7 protein-coding genes are annotated in these 13,263 nt (G+C 43.0%); 3 read left to right on the top strand and 4 right to left on the bottom strand.

The window, feature by feature from the left end; genetic code table 11:
* Nucleotides 1-46 precede the first annotated feature (46 nt).
* Nucleotides 47-703, top strand: coding sequence for a ribose-5-phosphate isomerase RpiA (gene rpiA / locus ACXJY6_RS14350; protein WP_456052115.1), 657 nt, complete (start codon nucleotides 47-49; stop codon nucleotides 701-703).
* Nucleotides 704-954: 251 nt separating this feature from the next.
* Nucleotides 955-2,184: a phosphoglycerate dehydrogenase gene (gene serA, locus ACXJY6_RS14345; protein ID WP_456052116.1), complete on the top strand. Its 1,230-nt coding sequence runs from the start codon at nucleotides 955-957 to the stop codon at nucleotides 2,182-2,184.
* Between the two features lie 181 nt (nucleotides 2,185-2,365).
* Here the strand turns inward: serA and acnB are convergent, their stop codons facing one another.
* From acnB to hrpB, 4 genes are all read right to left on the bottom strand, one after another.
* Nucleotides 2,366-4,963: a bifunctional aconitate hydratase 2/2-methylisocitrate dehydratase gene (gene acnB / locus ACXJY6_RS14340; protein ID WP_458768722.1), complete on the bottom strand. Its 2,598-nt coding sequence runs from the start codon at nucleotides 4,961-4,963 to the stop codon at nucleotides 2,366-2,368.
* A gap of 223 nt (nucleotides 4,964-5,186) precedes the next feature.
* A complete protein-coding gene (locus ACXJY6_RS14335; RefSeq protein WP_458768721.1) occupies nucleotides 5,187-7,532 on the bottom strand; it encodes a patatin-like phospholipase family protein in 2,346 nt (781 codons plus the stop codon).
* Between the two features lie 8 nt (nucleotides 7,533-7,540).
* Nucleotides 7,541-9,916 carry a penicillin-binding protein 1B gene (gene mrcB / locus ACXJY6_RS14330; protein ID WP_458768720.1) on the bottom strand — a complete coding sequence of 792 codons (2,376 nt, stop codon included), beginning with the start codon at nucleotides 9,914-9,916 and terminating at the stop codon, nucleotides 7,541-7,543.
* Complete coding sequence (hrpB, locus tag ACXJY6_RS14325) at nucleotides 9,916-12,390, bottom strand: ATP-dependent helicase HrpB (RefSeq protein ID WP_458768719.1); 2,475 nt, start codon at nucleotides 12,388-12,390, stop codon at nucleotides 9,916-9,918. Before hrpB ends, mrcB begins: the two co-directional genes overlap by 1 nt.
* Before the next feature lie 55 nt (nucleotides 12,391-12,445).
* Here hrpB and sfsA point away from each other — a divergent pair, with 55 nt between their 5' ends.
* Nucleotides 12,446-13,186: a DNA/RNA nuclease SfsA gene (gene sfsA / locus ACXJY6_RS14320; RefSeq protein WP_456052121.1), complete on the top strand. Its 741-nt coding sequence runs from the start codon at nucleotides 12,446-12,448 to the stop codon at nucleotides 13,184-13,186.
* The last annotated feature ends 77 nt before the right edge of the window (nucleotides 13,187-13,263 follow it).

Below are 13,263 nucleotides of genomic sequence, written 5' to 3'. Positions count from 1 at the left end.
TAATCGCCGCGAATTATTTATCAATGTAATCGTTCCGGAGATGAACATGACTCAAGATGAGATGAAAAAAGAAGCGGGTTGGGCTGCATTAAAGTATGTGGTTAAAGGCGGCATTATTGGTGTTGGCACAGGTTCAACCGTAAATCATTTTATCGATGCACTTGGGTCGATTAAAGATGACATAAAAGGTGCGGTATCCAGTTCCATCGTATCAACTGAAAAATTAAAAGCGTTCGGTATTACCGTTTACGATTGTAATGACATTGAGAAACTCGATGTGTATATCGATGGCGCCGATGAAATCAATCCTGAACGAGACATGATTAAAGGCGGTGGTGCAGCTTTAACTCGTGAAAAAATTGTCGCCGCTATTTCTGACAAATTTGTTTGTATTGTTGATGGCACCAAAGCTGTCGATGTTTTAGGAAAATTCCCCCTCCCTGTTGAAGTTATCCCGATGGCTCGTGAGCAAGTCTCTCGTCAACTTTCTCAATTAGGCGGCACCCCTGTTTATCGAGAAGGTGTCATTACCGATAATGGCAACATCATTATTGATGTTCATGACTTAGCAATTACTGCTCCGAAAGAATTTGAAGCCACTCTAAATAATATTCCTGGTGTTGTCACAAATGGGCTGTTTGCTCATCGTGGCGCAGATGTAGTGATTACAGGCACTCCTCAGGGAACAAAAATAGAAGAATAAGTCTCTATTTTGGTTCGTAGTTAGTGTTATTTCTTAACAAACGGTACCATTCCGTGCCGTTTTATTACATATCGTAAAAAAATTATGGCTTATGACATAATTTTCTTACCCAAAAAGATTTTTTTTTGTTAATTTGTCGCACAGAATACGCATGAGGAAAACGTTTGCGTGTTGCTAAAATGTAAAATTTACACAGTAAGCAGCCCATATGACTCGTTTGTCCTCCTTTTGCATAATTAAGGACGAGAATAATGGCCAAAGTATCACTAGAAAAAGATAAAATTAAAATTTTGCTCCTTGAAGGCCTTCACAGCTCTGCCGTTGAAACCCTTCAAGCTGCCGGTTACACCAATATCGAATACCATAAAGGCTCAATTGATGAAGAACAGCTTCTAAAATCAATTTCTGATGCTCACTTTGTTGGTATTCGTTCACGTACTAACTTATCTGAAAAAGTCATCAATGCAGCGAAAAAACTCGTTGGTATTGGCTGTTTCTGTATTGGTACAAACCAAGTTGATCTAAAAGCAGCGGCAAAACGTGGTGTACCTGTATTTAACGCCCCATTTTCAAACACACGTAGTGTAGCCGAACTTGTTCTTGGTGAAATCTTATTACTTCTCCGTGGTATCCCTGAAAAGAATGCCCTTGCTCACCGTGGTGTTTGGAAAAAAAGTGCCGACAACAGTGTAGAAGCTCGTGGAAAAAAACTTGGTATCATTGGTTACGGTCACATCGGTACCCAATTAGGTATTGTCGCTGAAAACTTAGGTATGCAAGTTTTCTACTACGATGTAGAAAATAAATTGTCGTTAGGTAACGCCACTCAGATAGCATCAATGACAGAACTATTGAATCAATCGGATGTCATTTCTCTTCATGTACCTGAAACCGCAGGAACGAAAAACATGATGGGCGAAGCTGAATTTGCAGCAATGAAACCGGGTGCGATTTTTATTAACGCCGCGCGTGGTACCGTTGTTGATATTGATGCTTTAGCAGCTGCACTTGAGTCTAAACACATTGGTGGCGCGGCCATTGATGTGTTCCCTGTTGAACCAAAAACCAATGCTGACCCATTTGAGTCACCATTATTGAAGTTTGATAATGTCTTGTTAACGCCACACGTAGGCGGTTCAACTCAAGAAGCGCAAGAAAACATTGGTTATGAAGTTGCTGGCAAGATTGCAAAATACTCTGATAACGGTTCAACCTTATCAAGCGTTAACTTCCCTGAAGTATCATTACCGGAATTACGTGAATGTTCTCGTTTACTGCATATTCACGAAAACCGTCCTGGTATTCTAAATCAGATAAACACCATTTTTGCTGAAGAAGGTATTAACATCGCAGCACAATACCTGCAAACTTCTCCAGAGTTTGGCTATGTTGTTATTGATGTGGAAACCGCTCGTTCAGAAGAAGCACTGACGAAACTGAAAAAAATCGAAGGTACATTGCGCGCGCGTATCCTCCACTAAGTAGTAATTAGCGAAATCAAATTACAAAAGTAAAAAGTCACCCTCGCGGTGACTTTTTTATTTGTCTAGTCCAATAAACCTGTCACTGCATTTTTTAATAACACGATTTATCACAAAAAAAGAGCCCTTCATCACGAAGAGCTCCTTATCTCATTTTTCAGTCGATTGTATCTAACCGCTTTTATACCGCTTGCTGCACAATCACTGAATCCGCTTTATTGGTATAGAAATCCATAGTATGGAAGTTTAAGTAACGATACGTATCAGCAGCCGTAGCATCGATCTGTTTCGCGTACTCTAAGTACTCTTCCATCGTTGGAATTCTACCGATAATAGCACCAACTGCCGCAAGTTCAGCTGAAGAAAGGTACACATTCGCACCCGTACCTAAACGGTTAGGGAAGTTACGTGTAGAAGTCGACATAACTGTTGATTCATCAGCAACTCGAGCTTGGTTACCCATACAGAGCGAACAACCTGGAGTTTCAATACGAACGCCTGCACGTCCAAAGATACCGTAGTAACCTTCAGCAGTAAGTTGGTCTTTATCCATCTTAGTCGGTGGTGCAATCCACAGACGAGTATCCAGTTGACCATTGAACTTCTCTAGCAGTTTACCTGCTGCACGGAAGTGTCCAATGTTGGTCATACAAGAACCGATAAAGACTTCATCAATACTTGTTCCTTGAACTTCAGACAATAAACGAGCGTCGTCTGGGTCATTTGGAGCACATAAGATAGGCTCTTTGATATCAGCAAGATCGATTTCAATAACATGCGCATATTCTGCGTCTTTATCAGCTTCCATCAAGGCTGGATTAGCTAACCAAGATTCCATAGCTTGAATACGGCGTTCAATGGTACGACGATCGCCATAACCTTCAGAAATCATCCACTTCAACATGGTGATATTTGAGTTCAAGTATTCAGAAATTGACTCTTCTGAAAGCTTAACGGTACAACCCGCAGCACTTCGCTCTGCTGATGCATCTGATAACTCAAAAGCCTGTTCAACAGAAAGGTGTTCAACCCCTTCAATTTCAAGAACACGACCAGAGAATTCATTAATTTTACCGGCTTTTTCTACGGTTAATAAGCCTTGCTGAATACCGTAATACGGAATCGCATGAACTAAATCACGTAGCGTAATACCCGGTTGCATTTCGCCTTTAAATCGAACCAGAACTGACTCTGGCATATCCAACGGCATAACACCTGTTGCCGCAGCGAATGCCACTAAACCAGAACCAGCAGGGAAAGAAATACCTAATGGGAAACGAGTATGCGAGTCACCACCAGTACCAACGGTATCAGGTAATAGCATACGGTTTAACCACGAGTGGATTACACCATCACCTGGACGTAATGCCACCCCACCACGATTCATAATAAAATCAGGCAAAGTATGGTGAGTGTTAACATCGATTGGTTTTGGATAAGCAGAGGTATGACAGAAAGACTGCATGACTAAATCAGCAGAGAAACCAAGACAAGCTAAATCTTTGAGCTCGTCACGAGTCATAGGACCAGTGGTATCTTGAGAACCCACTGTCGCCATTTTCGGCTCACAGTAAGTTCCTGGGCGAATACCTTCAACACCACATGCTTTACCGACCATTTTCTGTGCTAATGTGAAACCTTTATCACTGTCAGCAACAGGAACTGGACGACGGAATACCGTTGATGGTTCAAGACCTAGCGCTTCACGAGCACGGTCTGTTAAACCACGACCGATGATCAATGGAATACGACCACCAGCACGAACTTCATCAATTAATACGTCTGTTTTTAGTTCAAATTGAGCTAATTCTTCACCTGTATCATGATTGCAAACTTTGCCTTCAAATGGGTAAACATCGATAACATCACCCATGTTTAGTTTGGTGACATCAACTTCAATTGGCAATGCACCGGCATCTTCCATTGTATTGAAGAAAATTGGGGCAATTTTACCACCAAGTACATAGCCGCCCGCACGTTTATTAGGCACGAATGGGATATCATCACCCATAAACCACAATACTGAGTTTGTTGCTGATTTACGCGAAGAACCGGTACCGACAACATCACCCACATAAACCAATTGGTGGCCTTTCGTTTGAAGGGCTTCAATTTGCTTGATAGGACCGATTGAACCATGTTGATTAGGCTCAATTCCTTCACGTTCATTTTTAAGCATGGCTAACGCATGAACTGGAATATCTGGACGAGACCATGCATCAGGAGCAGGTGACAGATCATCTGTATTCGTTTCACCTGTTACTTTAAATACGGTTAACGTGATTTTTTCTTGCAGCGCAGGTTTCGATAAGAACCATTCGGCTTCTGCCCAAGAATTCATAACTTGTTTAGCAAACTCATTTCCAGCTTTCGCTTTTTCTTCGACATCATAAAACGCATCGAACATTAATAGAGTATGAGACAAGGCTTCAACGGCTGTTGCTGCTAATGCATCGTTATCAAGTAAGCTGACAAGAGGCTCGATGTTGTAACCACCTTGCATAGTACCTAAAAGCTGAGCCGCTTTTGTTGGGTCTACAAGGGGTGATAATTCTTCACCGCGGGTGATCGCCGCCAAGAAGCCCGCTTTTACATAAGCAGATTCATCAACACCAGGGGGAATGCGATTTTCTAAAAGGTCTAGGATAAATGCTTCTTCGCCAGCAGGTGGCGCTTTTAATAATTCAACCAGACCGGTGACTTGTTCTACATTTAGGGGTTTAGGTACAACTCCCTCTGCAGCACGCTCTGCGACGTGTTTACGATAGGCTTCGAGCACGACTTCTTCCTCTTTTTGCTGTTGACCCCATTTATTATAGCTTTTAGGGTAAACGTCCTTGGAAACTTGGCGCTCACGGTGAACCTAAATGGTTGCCGAGAACTCCAAACTGTCCATCCAGAATAGCAAAGATACGCCTAAATGAAAATGAGTTCACTTGGCGCGGGCCCTCAACTTACGACTAAAGTCTTAGTTCAAGATTCGTCAAATACACATTTATTTACTATTTAAAGCTGGCTCCTACGACTAAATAGATCGAGTCATAGCTATTTTCAGTTCGTCCATAGCCGAACATAATCGGCCCAACCGGTGAGTCAATTCCTGCAAAAAGAGCTCCTGCATTGAATAAAGGCGCCTTCGATAGCGATAAATTAGAACTAGACCATACTCCACCGTACTCATAGGAAGCACCTAAATAGACTGGAGAAGTAAACACGCCAAAGTCGTTATCAAACCAGCGATAGCGATAATTCAGACTGGCGTAAGCTTTATTTTGACCACTTAGACTGTTACTTGGAATGCCGGAAAGATTCAGAAATCCTCCTATTGATAGCGGATTAATTGGATAATCAAACCGCTTACTATCCAACCTAGATAAGTCGCCTTGAACCATTAAGGTATGACGTTCAAAGCTTCTCGCCATAATAGCCGATAAGTTATATTCAGAAACCCACTCATCTAATCGATTCGAGTTGCTATTATCGCTTAATTCCGCTTTATCGTGCGACCGCATAAACTCCATATCAACATACTCGCCATCTCGAGGAAATTTAGAATTATCCAATGTATCGAATTGGTAGCGTGCATAAACTCCTCTGCGTTGATATTCCATATCACCTTGGGAAGGTAATCTCGCTTCACCGTCGGTAATCCGCATCCCAAATTCAAATTCATCCCAAGGGTTATATTGATAGCCAAGTGACAACTCACCCACCAACTCGACATAGTTCACCTCAAAATAGTTCTCGGCCGCACTCAAACCAGCAACTTCTACATCTTCATCAGAAAACTTACGCAGTTCATTTTGATACTCTAATGAGGTGCTTGTGAAAACTTGTTGGTCTAAAGTAAGCGGACGAAAATACTCCAACCCAATACGGCGATCTGTCCCCATTTCCATTTCAAGTCGCAATTCACTGCCAATAGAATCTAAATCTGTAAAGCTGTTACTCATCCCTACCGAATATCGGCTTTGATCATCAAAGTCATCTTCTAACGCTAAGCGAAATGTTAAATAGTTCGGCCCCCAAGATTTTTCTCGAACATGGACAATTAACTGATCTGAACCACCAGAAGAATCAACGTCGTAAAAAATCAATTCAAACCGATCTAATGCATACAACTGGCGTATCCGCTGCTCAATCTGTTCAGTAGAAAGGGGCTGGTTGAGAGGGATATCTAACATTTCGCTCAATACTGCTTCACTATAGTGACTCTGATTGACCAGTTTGAGTGCGCTAAATTGCCATGTCTCACCTCGAGCAGTGGGGTATGCGGCCTGTTCGATATTATTACGATATTCAACATAATCAGAAGGTGTCATAGCGAGATTTTCTAAAGAAACGAAGGCTTGGTGAACCGATTCATATCCTTTCTGGTACGCTTCATCAAGACGGTCAAACTCTATCGTTTCCATATCGCCAACATCGGGCTTTAAATAAATGTCCCCTTCTAGTAATTCTTCTGCTTGTTTCTGCGAACTTTGACGTACTAAATAGTTAGAAAGTTGGTCAGCGACAGTAATGTAAGTGGTGAACTGTTCAGCATTTTTATAATCAGTACTAATATCTACGGCAATGACGATGTCTGCTCCCAGCGAACGGGCAACATCCACTGGCATATTATTAGTGACACCACCATCGACCAATATATGCCCATCAACTTCATAAGGTGGAAGAATACTTGGAACAGACATGCTTGCCATAAAAGCATCCACCAAGTAGCCACTGTCTAAAATAAATGGCTCTAAATTCACTATATCGGTTGCCACCGCACGGTAGCGAATCGGTAATTCATCAAATGAATTGAGACGAGGGATATGACCCGCAGCCTGACGGATGAGGCGCAACATATTTTGCCCCTGAATGACACCTTTAGGGACACGAATATCAAGTGAATCATAACGAAACCCAAGATCAGCATCTAATTGATAGCGATCTTCAAATTCTTTTTCCCGAACATGGCGTAAACCTCGATCAACTTGATCACGATAACCGCTATTCCAATCCACCTGATCAATATGTTCGTGGATCTGCTCTGCGGTTTGACCACTGGCATATAAACCACCGACATAGGCCCCCATACTGGCTCCGGTGATAATATCAATCGGAATGTGCATCTCTTCAAGTGCCTGCAAAACCCCCACATGAGCGGCTCCTTTTGCTCCCCCTCCCGCTAGAACTAACGCAATAACAGGACGCTCGCTAGACTTGCGTGCTTGTATGGATGCATCGTCGTTCACTGTCGCCATAGCAGTCGTCGTTGATCCCAATATCGAGAGACTTACCAACCATACTGCTCGCAACCCATGTTTTCCCATCATCAAGATTTTTGTTCCGTTCAGGTTCATTCGTAGCGCTACCACTTAAATAACTTTTTAATCCAACCGCTTGGTGTTTTCTGTTTTTGACACGCTTGTTGATAAACACCATCTTCATCCCAGATGGGTAACTTAAAGTCGTTGCTGCAATCTAAGGTTAATCCTCCACTTTTATTTTGGGAAAAACCGAACATTGAGATTCCGTTTGGCCATGGCAGCGATAATACGACCGATCCGCGCTTGGCCAGGTAATTTGAATAGACCCGTTGAGCGCCCGTTGCACCGGTTAAGCCTGTTGATTTATTGTCATCTCGGCCAACCCAAATAGTCGTGACTTCCCGACCATCTACACCAACAAACCAACTGTCTCTAGTATCATTGCTGGTTCCAGTTTTTCCAGCTAAGCCAGCGGAAGGGAAACGCGTATTTAACGCTCTTCCCGTTCCTTCTAATACCGCTCGTTTCATCGCATAAGTCGTCAACCATGCAGCTTGCTGTCGCACTGATTGAGAGCTTTTAGGTAACGATTGATAGAGCACGTTACCATCAACATCAACCACAGAACGTAATGCCGACAATCTCGATCGTTTTCCAGAATTGGTTATCGTTTGATAGAGCTGAGCAACTTGAATTGGAGCGAGACTAAACGCCCCAAGGAACATAGACGGAACCGAGCGTAATTCCTGGCTATCCATGCCCAACGCAACCAAGGTTTTACTAACTTCATCAATGGTGACTTGCATCCCTAAATCGACTGTAGGGACATTAATGGATTTTGCCAAACCCAAGTAAAGTGGTACTTCTCCTCGAAATTTACGATCAAAGTTCTGCGGTGACCACACCTCACCATCATTGGATTTCAATGCAATAGGTTTATCAGATAATGTTGTTGCCAAAGTATATTTTTGGGGATCACTCAATGCCGTCAAATACACCGCAGGTTTCGCCAATGAACCAATTTGTCGACTCGCATTTAGAGCACGATTAAACCCATCATATCCTACCGTTTTCCCGCCAACGATAGCTCGAATCTCACCACTATGACGATCAACAGCCACCGCCGCAGATTCCAATTGTGCAGAGCCTAATTGAGGGATGGTTTTTGATACCGCTTGTTCTAGTTCAAATTGTGAAACCGGGTCGAGCGTTGTAAAGACTTTTAGCCCTTTATCAGATTCAAAGGAATCGCCGACCTGCTGTTTCAATTCAATGGCAACTTGCTGGAAATAGGCAGGCTGACGCTGAGCAATACTTGGGTTTTTAACCACATCTAATGGACGCTCAACAGCCATTGCGTATTGTTTTGCGGTAAGAATATCGTGGTCCATCATCAGTCTTAAAACCAGATCACGGCGCTTTTTCGCTCGTTCAGGAGAACGCACTGGATTATAGTATGAAGGCCCTTTAACCATTCCCACCAACAAAGCAAGTTGATCTATTCTCAACTCTTGCAGAGGCTGTCCGAAGTAAAGTCGAGAAGCAAGACCGAAGCCATGAATCGCTTGGGCACCGCTCTGCCCCAAATACACTTCATTCAAGTAACCTTCTAAAATTCGATCTTTGCTGTAGCGGTAATCAATAATCAGTGCCATTAAAGCTTCGCGGAACTTACGCCATAACGACCGTTCGCTGGTCAAAAATAGGTTTTTAGCTAGCTGTTGAGTTAATGTACTGCCGCCTTGAACCGTTCGTCCTGCTTTCAAGTTTACAACGGCCGCTCGAGCAATCGCGAAAGGAGCAATACCATCATGCTGATAGAAGTTACGATCTTCTGTTGTCAACAACGCATCCACCATCACTTCAGGAAATTGCTCTCTATGTAGGAATAGTCTCTGCTCTTCGCTGTTTTTTTCTAACATTCCTAGTAACTTGGGTTCAATACGTAAAAAACCCATATCTCCACGGCTTCCTAACGATTGAATACGCATCAACTCGTTACCATCAAAATGGAGCATCACATGACGTTCTGGCTCTGATGCATCGGAAAATTCAAACGGTCGCCGAATCAGCTCAATTCGTGTCGCTGAAGACGAATACTCCCCCGCATAACGTGGTTGCGTTACCTTGCGGTAATTAAGTACATCCAATTCTTGTCGAACTTCCTTCAGACTGATTTCATCACCAGGAGATAAGGTCAGTATGCGTGAATATACAACGGTAGGGAGCTTGAAGAGCTGCCCAGAAAAGCGCTGCTTAACAATATCGTCTAAATAAAAACCATAAAACACCAAGATCGTAAACCCAACCACCCCTAGTTTCCAGGCAACGCTCCAGCTTTTCCTCAACCAACCGCGAGGCTTTTTTTCCTGCCCTTTTTTCTTTGAAGTACCAGATTTACTCTGCGTTTTTGAACTGCGTTTAGGTGTACTTTTTGACGTCGCTGAGCCACGAGTTGTCGGTTTCTTATCTGTCATCAGTTAAAGTGCCGCTTTGTTTTAGTGGTTGCAATATGATTAGCAGGATCATCAGGCCAAACATGCTTGGGATACCGCCCTTTCATCTCTTTTTGTACTTCCTTGTAAGATCCTGCCCAAAATGCCGCTAAATCTTGAGTTAATTGAATCGGCCGCTGAGCCGGTGATAGCAACTCAAGCAATAATCGCTTTGATCCTTGTGCAATTACTGGTGAAGTTTGTTCCCCATACACCTCTTGGATTCGAACCGAGAGTGTTGGTTCCGATCCCACTCTATATCGGATCGCTTTATGAGTTCCAGTCGGCAATCTCCATTTAGGGGGCAGCCATTGGTCCAGTTGTTGATTTAAAGGCCAACCGAGATAAGCTTTGAGCGCTTCTGCATGAGGAAGGTTACTCAACTGTTTGGCAGTACGAATATTGTTCATATAGGGTTCTAACCAAACTTCAAGATTTTCCAATAACCCAAACTCACTAAACTCTGGCCAAGGTTCATTTGGGAGCCACTCAACAGCGCACCGTACTCTCTCAAGCCATTCGATAGTGGGTTGATTCAAATTTAATACAGATAAGCCATAGCGGCGAACATAATTTAGCAAAGCTTGTGTTATTTTTTCTTGGTCAGGTTCCTGCGATAAACGAGTAGTTAGCACTAACTGACCGCACATAACACGTTGTTCCGCAATCAAACGACCTCGCTTTTCATCCCAATCGAGATGATCAACCTCCTTGGTTAAATGCGTCAAGTATTCCATTAATTCAGATAAAGAGATGTCACTCGCCAATTGAATTTGACTGTCGGCTCCGTGATGTCTCATCAAGTCACACACCACAAGATAACTTGCCTGAGAGAAAAGGAATTCCTGACGTAGCTTAGCCCCATGACCATTGGCCAGTTTAAATTCATAGCTTTCTGAACGGCCTCGACGTTGCGCGATTCTATCGGGAAACGCTAAAGCCGCCGCAAGTCTTAAACACTGCTCATCCACTTTAGATAACTCAAACGATACATTGAGTTTGCGTGCTAACTGTTTAGATCGAGTCATCAGGCGCTGACGTTTGCTGTGTTTACCTTGTTGCCACAAATGGAATGCCATCGTTAAATCGGTACAATTAAAGTCGGGCTCTTCAATTAACACCGCACATGCGATAGCACTCACCATCCCTTTACTTCCTAACAGTCTTGATTGCAATAGCATACTAGCCAAACGAGGGTCTATTCCGAGCTGATACGCTTGCTGCCCCATAGTGGTCAATTGATGCTGCTGATCAATTAAACCGAGAGTAATAAGCAATTCTCTACTACGTTCAATCAACGCTTGCGGTGGTGTGTCGAGCCAGTTTAATTCTTTTACATCTCGTACTCCCCAGTTGGATAACTCCAATGCAGTACTAGTGAGATCAGAATGTAAAATATCAGGGACAGGTACTCTGGTTTGTTGTTGATATTGAGATTCAGAATATAACCGAACACAAATACCAGGTTCAATTCGCCCCGCTCGACCAGCACGTTGTTGGGCTGAAGATTGTGCTATTCGAACTTGCTCTAACCTGGTTACGCCACTTACCGGATCAAAACGAGCATGTCGCTCTAACCCCGAATCAACCACGACTCGAACCCCTTCTATCGTTAGCGATGTTTCGGCTACATTTGTTGCCAATACCACTTTTCGCAGCCCAGACGTCACGGGTTTGATTGCTCGTTGCTGCTCTTGAAAACTAAGTTGGCCATAAAGAGGGGCGATGACAATATCATCACGACCAGATAAAGAGTCATTCAATGCCGCTTCTACGCGTTTTATAGAAGAAATACCGGGTAAAAAAGCGAGAATAGAGCCGGTCTCACTATCGCATAATGACGTGATTTTTTGCGCCATTTTAATGAATACATCATCGTTGGGATTGAGTGGCGCATATCGGACTTCAATCGGATACGACCGCCCTTCGCACTCGATCATCAATGCTTCTGGCAACAAATTCTGGAGCGCATCACCATCTAATGTTGCTGACATCACCACCAACTTCAGGTCATCTCGCAAAGCTGTTTGAACTTCGAGCGATAAGGCTAACGCTAAATCTGCATGCAAACTGCGTTCATGGAATTCATCAAATATAATGACCTCAACACCGTTCAATTCAGGGTCATCTTGGATCATCCGAGTGAGTACACCTTCAGTGACGATTTCTAACTGAGTTTGGTCACTCACCTTACTTTCACCTTTTATTCGATAACCTACCCGTTGCCCAACTTCTTGATTAAGCTGAGCGGCAACATAGTTAGCTATCGATTTAGCGGCCAAACGTCGAGGTTCGAGCATGATAATTTTGCCCGTTACGGTATCGCTACGTAACAAAGCTAAAGGAAAATAGGTCGATTTACCCGCTCCGGGCGCTGCTTGCAAGATAATCTGAGGGTGTGATTGGATACCAGAAATTAACTGAGGGATCACTGACTCGATAGGCAATTGTTGCAAAGCAAACCCCTTATGATTTAATGAAGGAATCATTGTACATAAAAACAGTAGATAAATGCAGTTCGATCCCGAGTTAAAATCCGCAATCTTAATCAAGCGCTATAAACGCTTTCTTGCCGATATTAAATTAAATGACGGCACTGAAACCACCATCCATTGCGCCAATACAGGAGCGATGACAGGGTGCGCGACTCCCGGTGATACCATTTGGTACTCGCAATCCAATAACCCTAAGAGAAAATACCCATTTAGTTGGGAACTCACTTATACTCAACAAAATGATTATATCTGCGTAAATACAGTGCGCGCCAATCAACTATGTGTTGAAGCGATCAACGATCATCAAATTGATGAACTTCTGAATTACGAACAACTTAAAACAGAAGTGAAATATGGGCAGGAAAACAGTCGTATCGATATCCTACTTCGCTCTCCCAATCGAAGAGATTGTTACATCGAAGTAAAAAGTGTCACTTTACTCGACCAAACTGAAGGAAGTGACGCGAACGGTCAAGGTTACTTTCCCGACGCCGTTACGACTCGTGGGCAAAAACACCTACGAGAGTTAATCGAAGTCGTTAAAAATGGCGATAGAGCAGTATTATTATTCGCTATTTTGCATTCAGGGATTGAAAAAGTGTCGCCTGCCCACCATATAGATGCAACATATTCATTATTACTATTAGAAGCAATAAATACTGGTGTCGAGGTATTGTGCTATAAAGCTCAATTTACCAATCAATCACTAAAACTAACAACAGCGATTCCTTTTTCATCTGAAAAGATAAAAATTTGATGCGAGTGGCATATTAAACGCAGTTTGTTAATGAGTGGTTGCCACACATAGTACTTTTTGCTATAGATACCCGCCTT

This window comes from Vibrio phycocola (genome assembly GCF_054404255.1).
The sequence above is the reverse complement of the archived record's forward strand: the minus strand, read 5'-3'. Positions and strand labels throughout refer to the sequence as shown.

Excerpts from the sequence above, each read along its gene's own strand:
- rpiA (WP_456052115.1), top strand. The coding sequence starts at position 47 with ATGACTCAAGATGAGATGAAAAAAGAAGCGGGTTGGGCTGCATTAAAG.
- serA (WP_456052116.1), top strand. The coding sequence starts at position 955 with ATGGCCAAAGTATCACTAGAAAAAGATAAAATTAAAATTTTGCTCCTT.
- ACXJY6_RS14335 (WP_458768721.1), bottom strand. The coding sequence starts at position 7,532 with ATGAACCTGAACGGAACAAAAATCTTGATGATGGGAAAACATGGGTTG.
- mrcB (WP_458768720.1), bottom strand. The coding sequence starts at position 9,916 with ATGACAGATAAGAAACCGACAACTCGTGGCTCAGCGACGTCAAAAAGT.
- sfsA (WP_456052121.1), top strand. The coding sequence starts at position 12,446 with ATGCAGTTCGATCCCGAGTTAAAATCCGCAATCTTAATCAAGCGCTAT.